The organism is Nocardia halotolerans, from assembly GCF_042650145.1.
Lineage (GTDB): Bacteria > Actinomycetota > Actinomycetes > Mycobacteriales > Mycobacteriaceae > Nocardia > Nocardia halotolerans.
This window is the reverse complement of the sequence record NZ_JBHSDL010000014.1, coordinates 850,303-871,329: the sequence shown is the minus strand read 5'-3', so window position 1 is coordinate 871,329 and position 21,027 is coordinate 850,303. Positions and strand designations below refer to the sequence as shown.

Sequence of the window (21,027 nt, the reverse complement as noted above, 5' to 3'; positions counted from 1 at the left end):
GATCAGGCCGCGCGGAGCAGGCGGCGGAGCCAGTCGGTGGCGATTTCCGAGGTGGCCGGGGTGACCGATACCTGGTGGGCGGCGTGGATCAGGTAGCGGCCGTCGCCGGTGACGTCGATCCAGGACAGGACGCCGGTGGGGGATTCCTCGGCGCCGGTCACGAGAATCTGTCCGATGCCGGTGCGGGGGCGCTGTAGGAGCCGGCGGATGCGGGCGGCGTCGGAGGGGCCTGCCACGGGGGCGGTGACCAGGTCGCGGCTGTCCTCGCGCACGCGCGCCGCCGGGGCGGCGAGGCGGGTGGCCATGCCCATCGGTTGGCCGGGCATCCGGGCGAACACCTGGGCCGCGAACCGTTTCGTGGCGCCTACCTGGACGTGCAGCGGGCCGCCACGGTCCTCGGTGCTGCCGGGCTCCTGAACGGCGAGCACCGCGATGTCACCGGCGACGGCGCCGAGCATGCGCACCGGCACCCCCGAGCGCCCGCACACCTCGACGCGGATCTCCGGTTTGGCCAGTACTCGCAGCGCGGCCGACAGGTCGGGATCGAGGGTGCGGGCGCACCAGGCGTCGAGTGCGGGTTGCTGAGCCGCGCGTTCGGCGGAGTCACGGGCCGAGGCCCGAACGGCGAGCGGATACGGGATCCGGTCGCCGTCGGTACGCGCCCAGGCCAGTGCGAACTGGTCGGGCGTGAGATGCCAGTTCACTCCCGTTCGGTCCACTCTCCGAGCACGGCGGGACTGGTGGGTTCCATCTTCCCGATCAGCGGGTTCACCTCGTCGGCCGGCTCGAGGTAGGTCGGTTCGTCCTCGAGGAACCGCAGGAACTCGTCGTCCTCGTCTTCCTCGACCGGCGGCGGTGCGGCGGGCCGGGGGCCAGCGGGTGCTCGCGCGGCATCGGCGGCCATCGCCCCGCCCATGAGCCCGCCGATCGCACCCGCACCCATCCCGGTCGCGGCCTCGCCCCCGGTCGCCACCGGGTCACGTTCCTGGCGGCCGTCGGACTCCTCCCCGGCACCGGCCGCCCCCGTGGCCTGTGCGGCACTCGTCGCGGTCGGCTCCCGAGCGTCCGCGCCGGTCGGTACCGGAGCATCCGTCGCGACCGGCTCGGTCGAGGGTGCCGGACCATCACCGCCGGTACTGCCGCGACGGGCGCGGCCGGCGCCGACCGCCGAGGCCGAGCCGCCGGTGCCCGGAGTTCCCGTGGTGCCCGAACCCGGCGCGGCCGAAGCCTTCGCCGCACTGGAGTTCTGCACCGTGCGATCGGCGCCGACAACACCGGTGGGAGCGACAGCCGGCGAAACAGCACCGGCCGAAGGTGCTGAACCCGATGCCGCCGAGACATTCGCGCCGACAACACCGTTCGCGGTGACAGGTTTACCGGCTGGTACCGGCGACGCTCCGGCGGCCACAGTGGTGCCGACCAAGCCACCCGGTGCCGTAGCCGACACTGGTCCCATGGCGGAACCCGCGAGTGCGCCCGGACCAGCGCCCGTACCGGCCGCGACAGTCCCTGTGTCCGAAGGATTCCCGGAGAACGCGGGCACCCCTGATCCGGTCGGCAGGAACGCGCCCGCATAGATGGTTTCCATCGCCTGCACCGCGTCGAGGCGGGCGTTCTCCGTCTCCCGCGAGACGGTGGCGTTGTGCACCGCCTGCTCGGAGTCGAGCAGCGCCGCAGCCGGATCGGGCCGCGCCCCAGTCGGTTCGGTGACAGCGGTACGCACCGATTCCGCCGCATCCCCGGCCTGGGCGAGCCGGACACCGACGGCGGTGAGCACATCGGCGATTCCGCGGCCCACCTGCTCGAAATCGTGCACGGCAGCGGCGGCGGCCTGGGCGGCTTCGCCACGCCAACCGTCGGCGATGGCGGCGCGGATCTCACCGTGGGCGTTGTCCACCTCCTCGCCCAGACCGGTCGCCGCGGTCAGGAACAACTGGCCCGCGTTGCTCAGTGCCACCGGATCGAGCTGCCGCACCGCGTCATGGATTTCGGCGTGCGACAGATTGTCGAAGACCTCGACGACGGAGACATAGTCCGGGTCGGTGCCCGGGTTTCCGGAAAGGCTACGCATCGCTGTCACCCAATCCATCGATCGCGCCGGCCAGTACCTGGTCGGAATCCTGGTAAGCGGTGCCCGCGGCGCGCAACAGGGCCGCCAGGTCTCGGGCGGTGCTCGCGTAGCCACGGAGCTGATCGAGGGCGTCGCCGGTTTTGGCTTCGAAGCCCGTGCGCAGCGCCGCACCGGAGGGCAGACCACCGAAACCGGACAGGACCGACGCCTGCGAGAGCACCCGCACCTGCGCGTCGACCGCGTCGGCGAGGCGCTCGTATCGGAGGGCGCAGCGCTCCGGCGCACCGTCGGCGACCAGCATCCCGGCGACCCACAGCCCGCCGTCCTCGACTGCCTGGCCGAGAGCGCCCGTGTCGGGCAGTCCGCTTCGATTCGGTTGCACCGTTTCCCCCTTCATCGTTCATCGCGCCGTGGTCAGCACCCACTGCGCGATATCAGCCGACACCCGGTGCTGCACCGGTTCGTGCAGCAGGTCGTGCCCGGCGTCGGCGTACTCGCGCAAATCTACCGATTGATGCCGTGCTGTCCATAGCCGCACCGCATCGATCGGTGCCCGGCGATCATCGACGCCGTGGACGGCCAGAACCGCCGGCCCGGGGTGCGGCGCGAACTCGGTGGCGCGGCGCGGGGTGCCGCACAGCACGAGTCCGCGCAGGTCGCTGGGGTCGGCGGCGGCGACGGCGAGCGCGGTGACCGCGCCCAGTGAGTGCCCCATCAGCACCGGCGCGGTATCGGATTCGGCCCGAACGAGATTCAGCAGACCGTTGGCGTCGACGGCGAGCTCGGCGATGGTTCCCGGCGCGGCCGGATCGCCTTCGCTCAACCCCTGCCCGGCGGTGTCCAACGCCCACAGCTCGATTCCGGCCGGGCGCAGGGCCGCGGCGAAGCGGTGATAGTGCCCGCTGTGCTGTCCGGTCCCCGGCAACAGGACCATCGACGCTACCGCACCGTCGACCGGCCATCGCCGGTAGTGCAGTCTTCCACGCGCGCAGTCGAAGTAGGGCACCTCCCGATTATCACCGCCTGCCCGTCGCCGCGCGCGAGCCGTTACAATTCGCCCGTCGAGCCGGGTCACACAGAGTCGAGGTTGTGCATGTCGTCGTTCCGCCGTTGCGTGGCCCGCGTTGTCGTCGGCGCGGCCGTCGCGACCACCGCATCGATCAGTACCGCCACCGTCGCGGGCGCCGAACCCGTCGCCGGCTGTGCGCAGGCGCGCCAGGAGATCGCCATCCGGTCGAGCGTTCCGCTGCTGGACTGGTCGGAGAACTTCGGCATCGATGCCCAAGGGGACCTGTGGGTTTCGCGAGTCCTGCGCGGTGAGGTGCAGCGCTACGATCGCGAGGGCCGGCTCACCGCCACCGTCGACGTCGCTGCCCCCGGCGCGGTCCGCCTCGGCCCCGACGGGCTGCTCTACGTCGTCACCGGGAACTCACCGCTGTCGGGTTCCGGTGGCATCGTCCGCTTCGACCCGACCGCCCCGAACCCGGTGCCCGCCCCGTTCGCCACCGGTTTCCCCCAGCCCAACGGCGCCGCGTTCGACGCCGAGGGCAACCTGTACGTGACCACCGGCAACGGTGTGCACCGCCTGTTCCCGGACGGCACCGAGGACATGGACTGGTGGGCGGCTGTGCGCGTCGACGGGCCGAACGGTGTTGTCGTCGCGGGGGATTCGGTGTACGTCACCGCGAACTTCGCCGATGCCGACGGCACTCCGGTCGCCCGGGTGCTGCGCCTCTCGCGCACCGACCCCGCCGATGCCACCACGATCGCCGACATCACCTCTTTCGGCGCCCTGCCCGACTTCGTCGACGACCTCGTCGTGCGTGACGGCGCACTCTATGTCACCACGCTGGCCGGCCGCCTCGTCCGCGTCGACCCGGTCTCGGGCGCGGCCTGCGCCGTCCTCGCCACCCAGCCGCTCACCGCGGTGGTCGCCGACCCCGCCGACCCGGCAGCCCTGCTGGCCGGTTCGGAAGAGGGCACGGTACTGCGCATCCACCCCGCCGACTGACAGCCCGGCCCAGCACACGCGACGCTCTGACGCTCGCCGCCACGGACTGCGACAGCCCAGCGCCTGGGATGACCCGGCGTTCGTGATTGGCTCGGCGTTCGGGACTGGCCTGGCGTTCGCGATTGGCTCGGCGGTCGCGATTGGCTAGGCGTTCGGGACTGGCCTGGCGTTCGGGACTGGCCCGACGTTCGCGACTGGCCCGACGCCAGCGACTGGCGCAGTGGCAGTGGTTGGCGAAGGCCCGGTGTCAGTGTCAGCGCCAGCTGTCGGCGGCAGCACAGGTGCAGCGCCGCCGTCGATGATCATCGTCCGGGTACAGCGAATCGGCCGCCGACATGCGTCGACGGCCGAGTGCGGAGAAGAGAATCAGCCGCCGACGGTGAGCGCGGCGGGCGGGGCCGGACGCTCGGGTTCCGGCGCGGGCGCGGGCTCCTCGGTGGGAGCGGGAGCAGCAGGTTCGGGCGTGGGCGGCTGCTGAGTCGGCGCGGGCAAACGCGGCTCGCCCGAAGACGACTCGCCGGCTCCGGTACCGGGGCCCGCACCGGCACCGGGGCCGGTGGCCTCCTGCGGTTCGGGCGCGGGCGGGGCGGTGGGTGCCTCGGTCGGCTCGACCGGCAGATCGGGCACCACGAACGTGCCGACCGTCGGCGTCATCACGCAGCGGGCGCCGGGATAATCGATGGTGCCCCACATGGACGCGACCACCGTGCCCGCACCACTGCGCACGGTCTTCGACAGGGAGGGCAGGTCGTATTCGGTCTGATCGTCGAGGCCGACGATGCCGCTGTGCCCGGTGTTCACGTTCACCCATGCCACGTTCAGGCCCGAGGCCAGTGGCACCCCGGTGTGGCGGGGGCTGGCGCTGAACCGGATGTCGCCGGGGGCCAGGCTGGTCTCGGTGCGTGGGCCGGGGCCCTCGACGGTGGCGGCGGCGATGATCGTGGTGATCGGGCCGTTGCTGCCGCAGCCGAAAGTCGGCGCGGCGTAGCTGAACGGGATGAACTGCGCGGAGATGTCGCGCAGGGTGTCGGAGCCGACCATCTGAGTGAAGCTGCTCAGCGCGCCCACACCGGCTACGGCGGTGGGCTCCTCGCCGGCGATCTCGGTGAGATGGGTGATGCCGTCGTCGAGTGGGGCCGCGCCCGCCGTCGTCGCGAGCATTGCCAGCGCGCCGATGCTCGCCGCGGTGACCGCCGCTGCCCTGCCTGCGATGGATCTGCCGTTCACCCGTTCAACTCCTCGGTGCGTGCTCTTCGCCGGAACCCCGGTTCGCCTGGGAACGTACCAGTTCGCCGACGGTGCCGCCGACCCCAGCGATGCCGTCGCGAGCCCTGGTCCGGGCGATGTGGTCGACACCACCATTTACCGAGGAGTAAGTTGCATCTGAGACGGCTACGAGACGCTGGGAGACCCGTATGAAGTTAGCCCTGTCCCCTGAAGAGGTCGCCTTCCGCGACGAGCTCCGGCACTTCTACCGCACCGAGATCCCCGTCGAGATCCGTGACCGGGTGAAGTACGGGCACGAACTTTCGCGCGAAGACATCGTCACCGCGAACAAGATCCTCAACGACAACGGCTTGGCCGTGCCCAACTGGCCGGTGGCCTGGGGCGGCAAGGACTGGACGCCGATGCAGCGTCACCTGTGGCTCGACGAGATGCAGCTGGCCTCGGTGCCCGAACCGCTGACCTTCAACGCCTCGATGGTCGGCCCGGTGATCGCGCAGTTCGGCTCCGAGGAACTCAAGCAGCGTTTCCTGCCGCCCACCGCTGCCCTCGACATCTGGTGGTGCCAGGGCTTTTCCGAACCCGATGCCGGTTCCGACCTGGCCTCGCTGCGCACCACCGCCGTCCGTGACGGCGACTCCTACATCGTCAACGGCCAGAAGATATGGACCACGCTGGGCCAGTACGCGGACTGGATCTTCTGCCTGGTGCGCACCGATCCCGCCGCGCCCAAGAAGCAGGCCGGCATTTCCTTCCTGCTCTTCGATGTGAACTCACCCGGTGTCACCATGCGCCCGATCAAGCTGATCGACGGCAGCTACGAGGTGAACGAGGTCTTCTTCGAAAACGTCCGGGTGCCCGCCGACCAGTTGGTGGGCGAGGAGAACCAGGGCTGGACCTACGCGAAGTTCCTGCTCGGCAACGAGCGCACCTCCATCACCGGTGTCGGCAAGACCAAGGTCAAGATCGGGCTGGCCAAGGACCACGCCCGCGCGATCCGCACCGGGCACGGCACACTGCTCGAGGACCCGGTCTTCGCCGCGCGGGTGGCCGAACTGGAGAACGAACTGCTGGCACTGGAACTGACCCAGCTGCGAGTGGTCTCCAATTCGGTGGAGGGCAAACCGAATCCGGCCTCCTCGGTGCTGAAGCTGCGCGGGACGGAACTGCAGCAGGCGGCCACCGAACTGCTGCTCGAGATCGCCGGCGCCGACGCACTGCCGGTCGACGCCGACGACATCGCCGCACCCACCTGGGCGCAGCACGCCGGCCCCAACTATCTGAACTACCGCAAGGTGACCATCTACGGAGGCTCGAGCGAAGTTCAGCGCTCGATCATTTCCTCCACGATCCTCGGATTGTGAGGCGCTGACATGGATCTCGTACTGACCGACGAACAGACGATGCTGCGTGACACCGTGCGCGAACTGCTGCACCGGTTCTACGACGGCGAAGCCCTCACCAAGGCGGGTGACACCGACCCCGGCTGGAACCGCACGGTCTGGAAGCAGCTCGCCGACCTCGGTGTGCTCGCCCTGACCATCCCCGAGGAAGACGGTGGCGTCGGCGCAGGACCGGTCGAGGCGATGCTGGTGCAGGAGGAACTCGGCCGTGCGCTGGCTCCCGAACCGGTGCTCGACGCGGTGGTGCTGCCCGCCGAACTGCTGAAGCTGACCGGCAGCGCCGAACAACGTCACCGGTTGCTGCCCGCGCTGGCCGCGGGCACCACCTTGCTCGCCTTCGCGCACGCCGAGCCGGGGTTGCGCTGGCCGTCGAACGAAATCGCCACCTCCGCGGTGGCCCAGGGCGATTCCTATGTGCTGTCCGGAGTGAAGAATCCGGTGCTGCGTGGCGACTGCGCCGACGAACTGATCGTCAGCGCGGTACTGCCCGGCGGTGGGATCGGGCTGTTCCTCGTCGATCCCACCGGTGCAGGTGTGCGACGCCGCGCCTATCGCACCTTCGACGGTCGCCGCGGCGCCCAGTTCGATTTCGACGGGGCCGCGGGCGAACTGCTGGGCGACACCGTCGACGCCGCCGAACAGATCGCCCTCGCCCAGGGGCACGCGCAGGCGGCCCTGTGCGCGGAGTCGGTCGGGGCGATGGAAGTGGCGCTCACCCTCACCACCGAATACCTCAAGTCCCGCAAACAGTTCGGCGTGACGCTGTCCAAATTCCAGACCCTCACCCAGCGCGCGGCCGACTGCTACGTCTCCCTGGAACTGGCCCGCAGCATGAACCTGTATGCCACCGCGGCCCTGGCCGACGGCGGCAACGACCCGGTGGTCGCCTCCCGCGCCCGCCTGCAGATCGCGAAATCCGCCGAACACATCGGTCAGGAAGCCATTCAGATGCACGGCGGCATCGGCGTCACCGCCGAATACCCGGTGAGCCACTACGTCGCCCGCCTCACCGCCATCGGCCAGACCCTCGGTGGCGTCCTGGAACACCGGCGCGAGCTGGCCGCGCGAGTCGGCGACTACGACCTGGTCGAGCTGTAGTCCTGCGACGGTGGTGCGCGCCCGAATCAGGCGCGCACCACCGCCGTACGGGGCGGCTATTTGTCCGGTTCGAACAAAGATTCGAAGATTGATAGCCTGCTCGCATGGTCAGCTCATCGCATGAGGCGATGCACGGCATCTTCACCCATGATCCAGCCGCGTTCGCCCGCGCCTTTCACGTCCTCGATCTACCGTTTCCAGATCCTATTGCGGTGGAACAGATTTCGGTCGACCTCACTGAGAATGCCCCAGTCGAGCGGCGGGCCGACACCATTTTGCGTATCACCACCGCGGAGGACACATTTCTGCTTGTGGTGGAGGCGCAATCGAGTAGTGATGCCACGAGGATCGCCGCGTGGTCCTACTATGTGACCTTTTTGCACAACAAGCACCATTTGCCGGTGGTGCTGGTGGTGGTGTGTCACGACAAAGAGACCGCGACCTGGGCGAGTAGACCGATGACGGTCACGTACCGGCGCTGGACGAGTTTCACACTGCAGCCCTTGGTTCTGGGCCCGCACAATGTGCCTGCTGTCACCGACCCCGCCGAGGTTCTCGATGATCTGCCGCTGGCGGCGCTGTCCGCGATAACGCACGCCCGTGAATCTGAGATCAATGAGATACTGGAGTCGATCATCGTGGCTTTCCGCAGGCGCGGATGCGATGAGGAGACCGAGTTCTATGCCGAGCTCATCGAACAAGGAATTTCGCACACCGACGCAGCCCAGCTCTGGAGGGAAAAGATGGCCACCGATCTGTCGTTCTTCCGTTCGGAATCCGCGCAGCGGTTGCGCGCTCAGGGGCGTGCGGAAGGGCTGGAGCAAGGGCTCGAGCAAGGGCTCGAGAAAGGGCATGCCGAGCAGGCTGCCCGATCGGTGCTCACCGTGCTCACCGGCCGTGGCATCGAGCTCTCGGCGGAGCAGCGTAGAGCGCTCGCCGAAACCACCGATCTCGATCAACTCGACGCGTGGCTGGTGCGGGCATTGACCGTCACTTGCGCGGGTGAGCTCTTCGACTGAGCTCGGTCGCCGGTCGGCTGACCAACAATAGGGGGACTCCCGGCAGCGGCACTCGAGGGTGGGCTCGGGGCCGACGGCTCACCGTGGCGTCAGCGGGCGTAGGTGGTGGCGGTGGCCGACCTGGTCGTCTCCGTGGTGTGGGTGTACATCCTCGAAGTTGTGGTGACTTGGGCGGGCGCAGGCGGGGCTGTCCGGATGCCCGCCCGTGCGGTGGGTGCCGTGGTTGTGTTGGGCGACCGGGTGGTGGTCGGTCTGTGGTCGTGGGCGCGCGTGGTGGGGTAGTCCGAGTCGGCGGCTTGGTCTTCGGCGGTGGGTGGGGTCCACGGGGAGACGGTGCGGCCGGGTGGGGTGATGTCTGGCGCGCGGGTGGTGGTGGGGGTTTGTTCTTCGGTCGTGGTGGGTGGCGACTCGGTGGTCGGCTCGGGGGTCCACGACTCGGTGGTGGGAGTTGGCGAGTGCGGCTCGGTGGTGGCATCGGCCGTTGGGTGCTCAGGGGAGGTCTCGCTCGCCGAGGGCTGCTCGGAAGAAGTTGTCTCAGTGGAGCTGAGGCTGAACGGTTTGCGCGGCGACACGTACGGTGCGATCCGCCAGGTGGGTGAGGGCGGGATCGCCACGGTGGCGGAGGTGGTGGAGCTGACCTCGTCGGCGACCGGGCTGGGGGCGGCCACCAGGCCGGCCTGCAGCGGCGGCGGCGGAACGTAGACATCCTGCTGTCCGATACCGCACGCACCGATCACGATCAGTCCGAGCGACACCGCGCCAACAGCGATCGCCGGACCTACGAGCTTGGCCCTGCTGTCATCCATCGACTACTACTCCTCGTCGGCTTCGAGTCGCCTCACAGTAGTGCAGGACGCTCGGAACAGCGCATTTTAAATGCTAATGATTCAGATATCGGATTGATCTCGTAAGCGTGTCGTGGGGACGTGTCGCGTACGTTCGGCGTCGCTGAGTCGTAGCGTGTGTGAGCAAAGTTACGCATGAGACGCCCGGACCGAAACCCCTGACGCGCGAAGCTTGCGCGGCGAAAGAATTCAGATCGGCGTCATCAAGGAGAGTCTGATGGGAGCTTATTCGACACCCCGGCTGGAACCCGAGGCGGCGAACCCGGATTCGGCCACCGTGCCATCATCGGCGCCCGCCCTGTCGACCCCGCCGGGCGAGGGTGCCCTCGCGGTCGTCGCACGGATGCTGGGCTGGTTGTTCTTCGTCGGCGGACTCGTCGGCGCCGGGCTCGGTATCGCGGGCCTGCACGTGGAAATCACGGTGGCGGGCCTCATCCTGGCCTGTACCGCCGGCCTGATCCTGCTGAAGCTGCGCACCGAGCGCGACGCCCGCCGAACCGCCTGAGTCCCCACAGCTTTCGGTGGTAGTGCCGGTTCGTCCCGGCTACCGTCGATGCGGTGCACATCGAAGTCACCGGTGACGCTGCCCGGTTCCTGGCCGACGCCGAACCCTGGCTGCGGCGTGACCCGCTGCGTCACACGGTGATCACCACCAGCCTCGCCAATCAGGTCCGCGGCCGGTTCTCGGGGACGAAGTTCCTGTCGGTGCGTGCGGACGGCGGTCGGGTCCTCGGCGTTGCCCAGTGCACGGCGGACGGGCGTGCCTACCTGGACGATCTACCCGAGACCGGCATCTCGTCCGTCACCGAGGCATTGATGGCGCACTGCGGCCCGCTCCGGTCGGTGGAAGGCGCCGCGGCCGAAGTGGACGCATTCGTCGCGCACTGGGCGCAGGCCCACGGAACCCACCGAAAGGACTACTCGGCCCGGCTTTTCCGGCTCGGGAGACTCAGCATTCCCGCCGCACCCGGCGCCGCACGGCCGGCCGAGGAGCGCGACACCGATCTCTGCCTCGACTGGGTCCACGCCTTCGATGCCGAAATCGGTGCCGCACGGCGACTGGCTCGGGCTGCGGCGCAGCGGCTGATCGAGGCCGGGCTCTGGTGGGTCTGGGAAGCCGACGGCACACCCACGGCCTTCGCGGCCCGGCAAGCCGCGGTCTTCGGGTGGGCCCGGATCGGCCCGGTGTACACCCCGCCGCCACTACGCGGACAGGGGTACGCGAGTGCGCTCACGGCGGCGGTCGCGGGACGTATCCGGGCGGAGGGTGCCGATGTCTGCCTGTTCACCGACCTGGCCAACCCGACCTCGAACAAGATCTATCAGGCCATCGGATTCGAGCCGGTCCGCGACTTCGTGAACCACGAGCTGATCGCCGGCTAGGTGTGCGCGGCGATGAGTCACCGCGCGGCTCAGCAGTGGTTCGATCGTGTATCCGGCGAAAGCCGTTGGCGCGCCGCTGATCGCGTCAGTTCAGCGGAGCCGAGCGCCACCAGCTCAGCACCTCTTCGGGCTCGCCGTATCCATCGGTGAACATGAGGAACTGGGCGCGGTCGGGGTCGCCGGAGAACACGGTGATGATCTTGTTGCCGTTGTCGGTGTACTTGTAATTGGTGTGCTGCTTGCCGCTGTTGCTGTCGGTGGACCTGGTGTTGGCGGGCAGGCCGTTGACCACTGCCTGCACGTCGGCGGCGGAGTTGTAGACGTAGAACCGGTAGAACGGGTCGTCGCTGTCGCCACCGCCGTAGCAGCGCCACTGCCAGACCCAGGCCCCGAAGTCGGGATCGCCGTCGTTGGCCGAGGGCGTGTAGCCGGTGTCGGTCTCCCAGCAGGTGGCACCGTTGTAGCCGGTCTCACCGTCGACGGTCGCGGGCACCATCCGGCCGAACTCGGCGCTGATGGCGTCGGCGTCGGGTGTGACGTGGGCGGCCACCGCGGCCGTTGTAGTCGTAGTCGTGGTGGTGCCGGAGCTGGAGTCGTCACCGCCTGCCGCGATGCCGATGCCGATCAGCAGCGCGATCACCACGATCACCGCGACCACGATGCCGATGACCAGACCGGTGTTCGACTTCTGCGGCCGCTGTGGGTACTGGGTGTAACCACCCATCGGGCCGTGCGGCGGAGTCGGTGCCGAGAACTGCCGCGACTGCTGCGCGTACTGGTACTGGGCCCCGGTCATCGGCGGGGAGTTCTGCATCGGTGGTTGCGTACCGCCGGGGCCGACGGTGCCCATGGGGCCGGCGGTCATCGGTGGTTGCGTGCCCCCGTGCCCGACTGTGCCCATCGGGCCGGCGGTCATCGGTGGTTGCGTGCCCCCGTGCCCGACGGAGCCCATCGGGCCCGCAGTCATCGGTGGCTGCGTACCGCCGGGCCCCACCGTGCCCATCGCCCCGCCCGTCATCGGTTGTACCGCACCGGGATACGGCGCGCCGGTGTGCGGGATCGCCCCGCCCGTCGTCGGCCGCTGACCGCCGGCGATCGGCATCGCCCCACCGGTGCCCGGCCCGGTGATCGGCATCGCGGGGGCGCTGGGTGTGTTCAGCGCACCGATCGCGGCGCGCGCGAAATCCGAACACGAGACGAAGCGGTCGTCGGGGCGCTTGGCCATGGCCTTGGCCAGAACCGCGTCCAGCGCGGGTGGCAGCCCGGGGCGCACACTGCTCAACGGTGGTGGCGGTTGCTGCAGGTGCCCCTGGATCACCGCGGCCGGGTTGGTCGCCGTGAACGGGCCGGCCCCGGTGAACAACCAGAACAGGGTGCACGCCAGGGAGTACTGGTCGGAGCGGTGGTCCAGCGAGGCGCCGGTGAGCTGTTCGGGGGAGGCGTAGGCGAGGGTGGCGGTGAAGGTGCCGGTCTGGGTGAGATGCCCGGTGTCGTCACGCAGCCGGGCGATGCCGAAGTCGGTGAGGTACACGCGCTCACCACGGCCCGCGCCCGAGCGGGCGAGCAGGATGTTGGCCGGTTTCACGTCGCGGTGCAGCACTCCCATACCGTGCGCGTAGTCGAGCGCGTCGGCGGTTTCCTGCACGATCTGCAACGCGCGGGCCGGTGGCAGCGTCTGTGGGTCCACCGAGGCGGCGTCGACTCCGTCGATGAACTGCATGGAGATCCACAGCTGTTCGTCGTCGAGGCCGCGGTCGTAGACGGTGACGATGTTGGGGTGGTCCAGGCGCGAGACCAGGTCGGCCTCGCGCTCGAACCGCGCCCGCACCTCCTGATCGAAGAACATCTCGCGATTGAGCAGCTTCAGCGCGGTCAGGCGCGGTAGGCGAGGATGTTTGGCGAGATAGACCGATCCCATGCCGCCACGGCCGAGCTGCCGTTCGATGATGTAGCCGGCGAAGACATCTCCGTTGGCCAGCATGTCTGCTCCACTTCCCGCGGCGCGCCGGGACCCACCAGCGCACGCGCGTACAGCATGAAAAGCCGTGGCCGGGTGGCCGCCACGGGAAAATCACCGAAACCATAGCAGTCGGGGACGACCCGTAACGGTGCCCGCGAGGGGCCTCAGCGCCTAGGGCGGGCGGCGGTGCCGGGGCCCAACGATGTAGCCGGGATGGTTACGGCCCCCGGGAAAGTCGATGATGCCGGGGCGTGTGGTGGGTCGCCGGGGCGGAGGCGGCGTACCGCCCGCCGGTGGACGTGGCGCGTGCGTGTGTGGTTGCGCCGGTGTGTGCGGGTACGGCTGTGCGGGCGTGCCCGGTGGCCGGTGCGCGGGCGGGTACGGGGGCCCGGGTCGTGGCGGAACCGGTGTCTCGCGGGCCCGCAGCACGACCCCGGTGGCGGTGTATCGCGGCTGGTGTTGCCACGGCCCCGGCGCCGCGAACAGTGCTGCTCGCGCCGCCTCGGCGAACGCGGCGCAGCTGTCGTACCTGACCGCGGGGTGTTTGGCGGTGGCCCTGGCCAGCACGGCGTCCAGGGTCGATGGCAGGTCGGGGCGCAGGCTGCGTAGCGGGGGTACGGGTTTGCTCAGATGCGCCTGGATCACCGTGGCCGGGTTGGGTCCGGGGAACGGCACCGCACCGGTGAGCATCCAGAACAGGGTGCAGGCCAGCGAATACTGGTCGGCACGGTGATCCATCGGAGCGCCGGTGAGATGTTCGGGGGAGGCGTAAGCCAGTGTCGCGGTGAGCGATCCGGCCGAGGACAGGGTGGTCTCGCTGTCACGTACCGCCGCGATCCCGAAGTCGGTGAGCACCACCCGCTCCGGGCGGCCGATCGGCGGTTTGGCGAGCAGGATGTTGGCCGGTTTCACATCGCGGTGCAGCACGCCGCTGCCGTGGGCGAAGTCGAGCGCGGTCGCGGTCTCGGCCGCGATCTGCACCGCTCGCCCCGGCGTCAGTACGTTCACGTCGGCGGTGGCCACGTCGGTGCCCGCCACGAACTGCATGGAGATCCACAGCTGGTCGTCGTCGGTGCCGCGGTCGTAGATGTTGACGATGTTGGGGTGCTCGAGCTGGGCGACCAGATCGGCTTCCCGTTCGAATCGCCGCCGGATCTCCTCGTCGGCCGACAACTCGCGGCTGAGCAGTTTCAACGCCGTCAGCCGGGGCAGGCGCGGATGGCGGGCCAGGTACACCACGCCCATTCCGCCGTGGCCCAGCACACGCCGGATCGTGTACCCGGCGAACACGTCGCCTTTGCGCAACACCGCGAAGTCACCCCCTCCAAGGGCAGAGCACCCGTCCGAATTCTACCGATGTATCTCGTGATCCCACCGCAGTGCAACATCGGCCGAAGCTGTCGGTGCCGCGCATTAGGGTGGGCCCATGCGCATTGGAGCACACGTTCGCACCGAGGGCGATCCGATCGGTTTCGCCGAGCAGCTCGGCGCCGAGGTCATCCAGATGTTCGTGGTCGACCCGCAGAGCTGGGACAAACCGCAGCCGCACCCCCAGGCCGCCGAGATCCTGGCCAGCCCGATCGATGTGGTGGTGCACTCGTCGTATCAGATCAATGTGGCCAGTTTGAACAACCGGTTACGGATGCCCTCGCGGAACGCGGTGGCCCAGCAGGCGAAGGCAGCCGCTGATCTCGGCGCCTTCGGCCTGGTGGTGCACGGCGGGCACGTGCGTTCCGACGCCGAGCGCGACACCGGAATCGACAACTGGCGCAAGCTGTTCGACCGTCAGCAGGACAAGGGCGGCTTCGCCGTACCGATCCTGATCGAGAACACTGCGGGCGGCAATCACGCGATGGCCAGGCACTTCGATTCGATCGCCCGGCTCTGGGACGCGGTCGGCGACTATGGTGCGGGTTTCTGCCTCGACACCTGCCACGCGTGGGCGGGCGGGGAGGAACTGGTCGGTGTGGTCGAGCGGATCAAGGCCATCACCGGTCGTATCGATCTGGTGCACCTGAACTCCTCGCGCGACGAGTTCGACTCCGGCGCCGATCGCCACGCCAATTTCGCCGACGGCACCATCGACCCCCAGCTCCTGGCCGAGGTCTGCCGCACCGCAGGCGCCCCGGTCATTCTCGAGACCCCGGCCGACGGTGTCGCCGACGACCTGGCCTACCTGCGCGAAACCCTGGGCTGACCACCCCTCTCCCAGCCGTAACGTGCGTTACGCGAGCCGACCGCCGACGCGGCGGCGACCGGGCGACGCGCTAGAGTCGCGGGGTGGCGGACAAGTGCATTCGGCCGTTGGACGGTGTTCGCGTTCTGGAACTCGGCAACTATGTTGCCGCTCCGACTGCGGGACGTATTCTGGGCGACTTCGGCGCCGAGGTGATCAAGGTGGAACGCCCCGGAACGGGCGACGAACTACGGAATTGGCGGCTGTACGGCGGAGACACCTCCATGCTGTATCGCACGGTCAATCGCAACAAGAAATCGATCGTGCTCGACCTGCGCACCGACGCGGGCCGCGCGATCGTGCTCGATCTGCTCGCGCACTGCGATGTGCTGCTGGAGAATTTCCGGCCGGGCATGCTCGAGAAATGGGGTCTGGGCCCCGAGGTGCTCGAGCAGGTGAATCCGAACCTGGTGATCACGCGGATCTCCGCGTACGGGCAGACCGGGCCGATGTCGGCGCGGCCCGGTTTCGCGGCCGTGGCCGAGGCGGTGGGCGGTCTGCGTGAGCTGGTGGGCGACCCTGATCGGCCGCCGGTACGGGTGGGGGTGTCCATCGGCGACTCGATCGCGGGCATCTACGCCGCGTTCGGCACCGTGATGGCGCTGTTCCAGCGCGAGCGGGTGTCCGGTCCGGTGCCGCAGGTGGAGCGGATCATCGATGTGGCGCTCAACGAGTCGATCCTGTCGGTGATGGAATCGCTGGTGCCCGACCACCTGGCCTACGGGATCACGCGGGAGCGGGTCGGCGGCCGGATGGAAGGCATCGCCCCCAGCAACGCCTACCCCACCAGCGACGGTTACAGCATCATCATCGGCGGCAACGGTGACGCGATCTTCCAGCGCTACATGCGGGTGATCGACCGCCCCGACCTGGCCGCCGACCCGGAACTGGCCGACAACGCCGGCCGCTGGCGCCACCGCGAACGCCTCGACGCCGCGATCGCCGAGTGGACCGTCCGATACACCCGCGACGAGGCGCTGAAGCTGCTCGACGACGCCGCCATCCCGTGTGGCCCCATCTACACCGCGGCCGACATCGTGGCCGACGAGCAGTACCGCGCCCGCAACATGATCCAGTCCTTCCCCGTCGACGTGGGCGAGGAAACACCCAAGCAGGTGGGGTTCCCCGGCATCGTGCCGGTGCTCGGTGGCCGGTCGCTGCCCATCCGCAATGTCGGGCCCGACCTGGGCGAACACACCCGAGAGGTGCTCACCGGACTGCTGGGGATGACGCCGGCCCAGATCGACGCGCTGGAGGTCTCGTGACCAGACGAGTACACGGTCGCCGTCGTCCGCCCGGGCGCAGCAGGTGGGAACCGCGCGGTCCGGGGCATGTGCGTCCGACGGTCCATCCGAATCCGGCCGGTGTCGGTGACAAGCCGTGCGGCGGCGTGATGTGTGTGCCCGCCCGGGAACCGGAGCAGCGGCGATGACGGTGTTGCGTGATGTGACCCTGCGCGACGGCCTGCAACTCACCGGCAAGATGCTGCCGGTCGAACAGAAGGTCGACGTGGTGCGCCGACTGCTGGGCGCCGGTGTGCCCGCACTCGAGATCGGCTCCATGGCCCGCCCCGATCTGGTGGCGCCGATGGCCAACTCGCTCGAGCTGATCGGCGCGCTCACCCCAGATGAACTGGCGAAATGCTGGGTGTGGGTGGCCACACCGCGCCATGTCGAGAAGGCAGCCGCCGCGGGCGCGCGCAACTTCCAGTACTGCTTTTCGGTCTCCGACGCCCACAACAAGGCCAATATCGGCCGCGACACCGAGACCTCGGTAGCCGCGATGCCCGACGCGATCCGGTTGGCGCACGAGGCCGGTGGCCGGATCCAGCTGTGCCTGGCCACCAGCTTCACCTGCCCGTTCGACGGTCCGGTCGACCCCGCGCGGGTCCTCGCCATCGCCGCCGACCCGCGCACCGACGGCGCCGCCGACATCGTGCTCGCCGACACCCTCGGCCAAGCGCATCCCGGCCAGGTGGGCGCGCTGGTCCGCGCGGTCCGCGACACCACAGCGCCGCGTCGCATCGTCTTCCACGGTCACGACACCTGGGGCATGGGCGTGGCCAACACGCTCGCCGCGATCGAGGCCGGGGCGGCGATGGTCGACGGTGCCCTGGGCGGGCTCGGCGGCTGTCCGTTCGCGCCCGGCGCCAGTGGCAACACCGCCTCCGAGGACATCCTGTTCGCCACCCGTCCCGACTGGTTCACCCCGGCGGCGCTGGCGAGCCTGGTCGGTCTCACCGAGGAACTGCTCACCGAGTTGGGCGAACCGAATCGTTCCCGCACAGCGCAGGGTGCGCGCTCGGAAGCCGCGGCATTCGACTGGGTCATCCGGTAGGTCTCGGGGGGTTCCCGGATGGCGCGGGGGCGGGTGTCCCGCCAGACTGGACGCATGACTTCACACCCCGAGGGGACCGAGGCCGTCGAGACGGCGGCCGCCACCGAGACCGCGGCCGCCGCACATGACCTGGTGAAGCTGTACGGCTCGGGAGACACACAGGTCAGGGCCTTGGATGGGGTGTCGGCCACCTTTGCCAAGAGCGAGTTCACCGCGATCATGGGGCCGTCGGGTTCGGGCAAGTCCACGCTGATGCACTGTCTGGCCGGCCTCGACAGCGCCAGCTCCGGTGAGGTCCGCATCGGCGACACCGCGCTCACCGGCCTGTCCGACAAACAGATGACCGCGTTGCGCCGCGACCGGATCGGGTTCGTGTTCCAGGCGTTCAACCTGGTCCCCACGCTCACCGCGCTCGAGAACATCACCCTGCCGCTCGACATCGCGGGCCGCAAACCCGACCAGGAATGGCTCGACACCGTCGTGAAGCGGCTGGGTTTGGCCGACCGGCTCACCCACCGCCCCAGCGAACTATCGGGCGGCCAGCAGCAGCGCGTGGCGTGCGCCCGCGCGCTGGTCGGTAAACCGGAGATCATCTTCGGCGACGAACCGACCGGCAACCTGGACTCGCACTCCTCCGGTGAGGTGCTCTCAATCCTGCGCGCCTCCGTCGACGAATTCGGTCAGACCGTCGTGATCGTCACCCACGACCCGCGGGCGGCCGCCTATTCCGACCGCGTGGTGTTCCTCGCCGACGGACGCATCGTCGACGAACTGCGTGACCCGACCCAGGATTCGATCCTCGACCGGATGAAGGCGCTGGAGAACAAGTGAGCAAGGATTCGATGTCCGGTGCCACCCGGGTGGCCGGTGGCGGCAACCCGATGCGCAAGGTCGCCCTGCGAAATCTCGCCGCGCACAAGGTTCGCTTGGCGCTCACCCTGCTGTCGGTGGTGCTCGGAACCGCGTTCATCTCCGGGTCCTTCGTGTTCACCGATACCCTGCAGCGCACCTTCGACGGGATCTTCGAAGGCCAGGCCCAGGGTGTGGACGTGCGGGTGGGGCCCAAGGAGCGCCAATCGCTGGGGGTACCGAACAATATCGTCGACGCCCTCGCCGACGCCGACGGTGTCGCGCGGGTCGCACCGGCCGTGAACGGGCCGGTGGTGCTGCTCGATCCAGCCGGGGAGAAGGCCGTCCAGACCGGTGGCGCACCGAGTTTCGGGCTTTCGCACCTGCCGCCGGACAAGTCGGTCGAGGAACCCGAGACGTTCATCGCGGGTGGGCCGCCCAGCGAGGCGGGTGAGGTCGCGCTCAACACCAGCGGCGCCGAGAAGGCCGGATTGCAGGTCGGTGACAAGACCAAGGTGCTGGTGCCGTCCAAGGGCGATCCGTTCGAGGTGACGCTCACCGGCATCTACGAGATGCCCGGCGCCGAGGGCGGCGGGGTGGTGGCGGTGATGTTCACCGAACCGCAGGGCCGCAAGCTGTTCACCGACGGCTCCCACGTCGCCTACGCCGATATCGCCGCGGCGCCGGGAGTTTCGGCCGACGCGCTGCGCGACCGGCTCGCCGCCGAGCTGCCCAACTACAAGGTGCAGAACGCCGACGAGGTCCGCGAGGACATGAAGAAGGAGATCTCCGAGGCACTCACCTTCATCAACTACTTCCTGCTCGCCTTCGGCGCGATCGCGCTGATCGTCGGCACCTTCATCATCTACAACACCTTCTCGATGATCGTCGCCCAGCGGTTGCGTGAGCTGGCATTGCTGCGTGCGATCGGCGCCAGCCGTCAGCAGGTCGGGCGGTCGGTGGTCGGTGAGGCCCTCGTGATCGGCCTGATCGGCAGCGTGCTCGGCCTCCTCGCCGGCATCGGGTTGGCGTTCGGGTTGTCGGCCTTGCTCAACGCCTTCGACCTGGGGTTGCCCACCGGGTCGCTCACCGTGCTGCCGCGCACCGCGATCGTCGCGCTGCTGGTGGGGCTGATCGTCACAGTCGCCAGCGCCTACGCACCCGCTCGCCGCGCCGCCAAGGTGCCGCCGGTGGAGGCGATGCGCTCCGAATTCGCCAGCGCCGGTGAATCGTTGCGGCTGCGCACGATCGTGGGCGCGGTGACGGGTGTTGCCGGCGGGGTACTGGTGTACGTCGGTGCGCAGAGCACCGGCAAGGGTGCCGCGATCACCGTGGGTGTGGGGGCGCTCGGTCTGATCCTCGCCGTGCTGCTGGCCGCGCCCGCCCTGTCACGGCCGATGGTGCTGGTGCTGGGTGTGCTCACCCGGCCCTTCGGTCCGATCGGCCAGATGGCGCGCAACAACGCCGTGCGCAATCCACGCCGCACCGCGGCCACCGCGTTCGCGCTCACCCTCGGCCTGATGCTGGTCTCGGCCATCGGCATCCTCGGCGCGTCGGCGAAAACCAGCGTGGATGTGCTCATCGACAAGGGGGTCAAGGCCGAGTACGTGCTGGCCGGCCCGCCGATGATCGGGGTGCCGATCGGCGCGGTCGAGGCCGTACGTACCGAGGTGGACGGGGTCAGCGAGGTCACCGGGCTGCGGGCGGTCGGGTTCCGGTTGGGCGAGGAACAGGTGGGTGCCACCGCGCCCGACGGCCCGCTCGACCCGGTCATCGACATCGACATGATCAGCGGCACCAGCACGGTCGCCGCAGGCGGGGCCCTGGTCAGCGCGACCGAGGCGTCGGATCGCGGTTGGGAGCAGGGCGAGAAGATCACCATCACCAGCCTCGACAACAAGCAGCTCGAACTCACCATCGGCGGCATCTACACCGACTCACCGCTGCTCGGCCCGATGGTCGTCGACCCCGGCGTCTACGAGCAGTTGATGCCCCAACAGTTGCGCGCCAACATCCTGGTGCTGGTCAAGGCCGAACCGGGCGCCGATCTCACCGCGATGCGGGCGAACCTCGAGAAAGCCACGGAACCGTTCGTGGTGGTGCAGGTTCAGGACCACGAACAGTTCAAGGGCGCCCAGGGCCAGCAGATCAACACCCTGCTCGCTATCCTCTACGGCCTGCTCGCGTTGGCCGTGGTGATCGCAGTGCTCGGCATCATCAACACCCTGGCCCTGTCGGTGGTGGAGCGCCGCCGCGAAATCGGCATGCTCCGCGCTGTCGGCACCCAGCGATCCCAGGTGCGGCGCACCATCTACCTGGAATCGATGCTGATCGCCATCTTCGGCGCGATCATCGGTTTGCTACTCGGTATCGCCCTCGGCGTGGGATTCCTGCGCACCCTGCGTGACATGGGCATCGATCAGATCGACATCCCGTGGTCGCAACTGGTGGCGATGCTGATCGCGTCCGGGGTGGTGGGTGTCCTGGCGGCGGTGTGGCCGGGTGTGCGGGCCGCGCGTACGCCACCATTGGCGGCCATCGCCGACCTGTAGCAGTCGCAACCGCTTCCGGCCCGGTGGAGACCGTCGAAC

19 protein-coding genes are annotated in these 21,027 nt (G+C 69.2%); 11 read left to right on the top strand and 8 right to left on the bottom strand.

Annotated elements, in window-relative coordinates; all coding sequences use genetic code 11:
- Nucleotides 1-2: 2 nt before the first annotated feature.
- From ACFO5K_RS14650 to ACFO5K_RS14635, 4 genes are read right to left on the bottom strand one after another with little or no spacing between them, the layout of a single operon-like run.
- Nucleotides 3-704: an ESX secretion-associated protein EspG gene (locus ACFO5K_RS14650; RefSeq protein ID WP_378561866.1), complete on the bottom strand. Its 702-nt coding sequence runs from the start codon at nucleotides 702-704 to the stop codon at nucleotides 3-5.
- Nucleotides 701-2,071, bottom strand: coding sequence for a PPE domain-containing protein (locus ACFO5K_RS14645; RefSeq protein WP_378561863.1), 1,371 nt, complete (start codon nucleotides 2,069-2,071; stop codon nucleotides 701-703). The genes ACFO5K_RS14650 and ACFO5K_RS14645 overlap by 4 nt, the downstream gene beginning before the upstream one ends.
- The gene (locus ACFO5K_RS14640) at nucleotides 2,064-2,453 is read right to left on the bottom strand and encodes a hypothetical protein (protein WP_378561860.1); all 390 of its coding nucleotides are present in this window, start codon (nucleotides 2,451-2,453) and stop codon (nucleotides 2,064-2,066) included. The genes ACFO5K_RS14645 and ACFO5K_RS14640 overlap by 8 nt, the downstream gene beginning before the upstream one ends.
- 18 nt (nucleotides 2,454-2,471) lie before the next feature.
- The gene (locus ACFO5K_RS14635) at nucleotides 2,472-3,077 is read right to left on the bottom strand and encodes an alpha/beta hydrolase (protein ID WP_378561857.1); all 606 of its coding nucleotides are present in this window, start codon (nucleotides 3,075-3,077) and stop codon (nucleotides 2,472-2,474) included.
- A gap of 87 nt (nucleotides 3,078-3,164) precedes the next feature.
- Here ACFO5K_RS14635 and ACFO5K_RS14630 point away from each other — a divergent pair, with 87 nt between their 5' ends.
- Nucleotides 3,165-4,082, top strand: a complete 918-nt coding sequence (locus tag ACFO5K_RS14630; protein WP_378561854.1) for an SMP-30/gluconolactonase/LRE family protein — start codon at nucleotides 3,165-3,167, stop codon at nucleotides 4,080-4,082.
- Between the two features lie 366 nt (nucleotides 4,083-4,448).
- Here ACFO5K_RS14630 and ACFO5K_RS14625 read toward each other — a convergent pair whose 3' ends face one another.
- On the bottom strand, nucleotides 4,449-5,309 hold the full coding sequence (locus tag ACFO5K_RS14625; protein ID WP_378561851.1) for a hypothetical protein: 861 nt from the start codon (nucleotides 5,307-5,309) through the stop codon (nucleotides 4,449-4,451).
- Nucleotides 5,310-5,497: 188 nt separating this feature from the next.
- Between ACFO5K_RS14625 and ACFO5K_RS14620 the strand changes: the two genes are divergently transcribed.
- The 3 genes from ACFO5K_RS14620 (at nucleotide 5,498) to ACFO5K_RS14610 (ending at nucleotide 8,826) form a co-directional block, all read left to right on the top strand.
- Nucleotides 5,498-6,670, top strand: a complete 1,173-nt coding sequence (locus ACFO5K_RS14620) for an acyl-CoA dehydrogenase family protein (protein ID WP_378561848.1) — start codon at nucleotides 5,498-5,500, stop codon at nucleotides 6,668-6,670.
- 9 nt (nucleotides 6,671-6,679) lie between these two features.
- Nucleotides 6,680-7,807, top strand: a complete 1,128-nt coding sequence (locus tag ACFO5K_RS14615) for an acyl-CoA dehydrogenase family protein (protein ID WP_378561846.1) — start codon at nucleotides 6,680-6,682, stop codon at nucleotides 7,805-7,807.
- Nucleotides 7,808-7,911: 104 nt separating this feature from the next.
- Entirely contained in the window at nucleotides 7,912-8,826 is a 915-nt protein-coding gene (locus tag ACFO5K_RS14610; RefSeq protein WP_378561844.1) for a hypothetical protein, read from the top strand.
- Between the two features lie 89 nt (nucleotides 8,827-8,915).
- On the opposite strand, the gene ACFO5K_RS14605 is transcribed toward ACFO5K_RS14610, so the two are convergent.
- On the bottom strand, nucleotides 8,916-9,632 hold the full coding sequence (locus tag ACFO5K_RS14605; RefSeq protein ID WP_378561841.1) for a hypothetical protein: 717 nt from the start codon (nucleotides 9,630-9,632) through the stop codon (nucleotides 8,916-8,918).
- A 256-nt stretch (nucleotides 9,633-9,888) separates the two neighbouring features.
- Between ACFO5K_RS14605 and ACFO5K_RS14600 the strand changes: the two genes are divergently transcribed.
- Complete coding sequence (locus tag ACFO5K_RS14600; protein WP_378561838.1) at nucleotides 9,889-10,176, top strand: hypothetical protein; 288 nt, start codon at nucleotides 9,889-9,891, stop codon at nucleotides 10,174-10,176.
- A 53-nt stretch (nucleotides 10,177-10,229) separates the two neighbouring features.
- Nucleotides 10,230-11,054: a GNAT family N-acetyltransferase gene (locus ACFO5K_RS14595; RefSeq protein ID WP_378561835.1), complete on the top strand. Its 825-nt coding sequence runs from the start codon at nucleotides 10,230-10,232 to the stop codon at nucleotides 11,052-11,054.
- Nucleotides 11,055-11,139: 85 nt separating this feature from the next.
- On the opposite strand, the gene ACFO5K_RS14590 is transcribed toward ACFO5K_RS14595, so the two are convergent.
- Both ACFO5K_RS14590 and ACFO5K_RS14585 read right to left on the bottom strand, forming a co-directional pair.
- A complete protein-coding gene (locus tag ACFO5K_RS14590; protein WP_378561832.1) occupies nucleotides 11,140-13,035 on the bottom strand; it encodes a serine/threonine-protein kinase in 1,896 nt (631 codons plus the stop codon).
- 150 nt (nucleotides 13,036-13,185) lie between these two features.
- Complete coding sequence (locus ACFO5K_RS14585) at nucleotides 13,186-14,322, bottom strand: serine/threonine-protein kinase (RefSeq protein ID WP_378561829.1); 1,137 nt, start codon at nucleotides 14,320-14,322, stop codon at nucleotides 13,186-13,188.
- Between the two features lie 118 nt (nucleotides 14,323-14,440).
- Between ACFO5K_RS14585 and ACFO5K_RS14580 the strand changes: the two genes are divergently transcribed.
- The 5 genes from ACFO5K_RS14580 to ACFO5K_RS14560 all read left to right on the top strand — a co-directional run bounded on the left by ACFO5K_RS14580 (nucleotide 14,441) and on the right by ACFO5K_RS14560 (nucleotide 20,988).
- On the top strand, nucleotides 14,441-15,211 hold the full coding sequence (locus tag ACFO5K_RS14580; protein WP_378561826.1) for a deoxyribonuclease IV: 771 nt from the start codon (nucleotides 14,441-14,443) through the stop codon (nucleotides 15,209-15,211).
- A gap of 83 nt (nucleotides 15,212-15,294) precedes the next feature.
- Nucleotides 15,295-16,515, top strand: coding sequence for a CaiB/BaiF CoA transferase family protein (locus ACFO5K_RS14575; protein ID WP_378561823.1), 1,221 nt, complete (start codon nucleotides 15,295-15,297; stop codon nucleotides 16,513-16,515).
- 163 nt (nucleotides 16,516-16,678) lie between these two features.
- On the top strand, nucleotides 16,679-17,587 hold the full coding sequence (locus ACFO5K_RS14570; RefSeq protein WP_378561820.1) for a hydroxymethylglutaryl-CoA lyase: 909 nt from the start codon (nucleotides 16,679-16,681) through the stop codon (nucleotides 17,585-17,587).
- A 54-nt stretch (nucleotides 17,588-17,641) separates the two neighbouring features.
- Nucleotides 17,642-18,418, top strand: a complete 777-nt coding sequence (locus ACFO5K_RS14565) for an ABC transporter ATP-binding protein (RefSeq protein ID WP_378561817.1) — start codon at nucleotides 17,642-17,644, stop codon at nucleotides 18,416-18,418.
- A 50-nt stretch (nucleotides 18,419-18,468) separates the two neighbouring features.
- Complete coding sequence (locus ACFO5K_RS14560; RefSeq protein ID WP_378563856.1) at nucleotides 18,469-20,988, top strand: ABC transporter permease; 2,520 nt, start codon at nucleotides 18,469-18,471, stop codon at nucleotides 20,986-20,988.
- Nucleotides 20,989-21,027 lie beyond the last annotated feature (39 nt).

Bases quoted from the DNA above. Each gene is read 5' to 3' on its own strand.
- ACFO5K_RS14605 (WP_378561841.1), bottom strand. From the start codon at position 9,632: ATGGATGACAGCAGGGCCAAGCTCGTAGGTCCGGCGATCGCTGTTGGC.
- ACFO5K_RS14615 (WP_378561846.1), top strand. From the start codon at position 6,680: ATGGATCTCGTACTGACCGACGAACAGACGATGCTGCGTGACACCGTG.
- ACFO5K_RS14570 (WP_378561820.1), top strand. From the start codon at position 16,679: ATGACGGTGTTGCGTGATGTGACCCTGCGCGACGGCCTGCAACTCACC.
- ACFO5K_RS14645 (WP_378561863.1), bottom strand. From the start codon at position 2,071: ATGCGTAGCCTTTCCGGAAACCCGGGCACCGACCCGGACTATGTCTCC.
- ACFO5K_RS14600 (WP_378561838.1), top strand. From the start codon at position 9,889: ATGGGAGCTTATTCGACACCCCGGCTGGAACCCGAGGCGGCGAACCCG.
- ACFO5K_RS14630 (WP_378561854.1), top strand. From the start codon at position 3,165: ATGTCGTCGTTCCGCCGTTGCGTGGCCCGCGTTGTCGTCGGCGCGGCC.
- ACFO5K_RS14565 (WP_378561817.1), top strand. From the start codon at position 17,642: ATGACTTCACACCCCGAGGGGACCGAGGCCGTCGAGACGGCGGCCGCC.
- ACFO5K_RS14580 (WP_378561826.1), top strand. From the start codon at position 14,441: ATGCGCATTGGAGCACACGTTCGCACCGAGGGCGATCCGATCGGTTTC.
- ACFO5K_RS14620 (WP_378561848.1), top strand. From the start codon at position 5,498: ATGAAGTTAGCCCTGTCCCCTGAAGAGGTCGCCTTCCGCGACGAGCTC.
- ACFO5K_RS14590 (WP_378561832.1), bottom strand. From the start codon at position 13,035: ATGCTGGCCAACGGAGATGTCTTCGCCGGCTACATCATCGAACGGCAG.
- ACFO5K_RS14610 (WP_378561844.1), top strand. From the start codon at position 7,912: ATGGTCAGCTCATCGCATGAGGCGATGCACGGCATCTTCACCCATGAT.
- ACFO5K_RS14560 (WP_378563856.1), top strand. From the start codon at position 18,469: ATGCGCAAGGTCGCCCTGCGAAATCTCGCCGCGCACAAGGTTCGCTTG.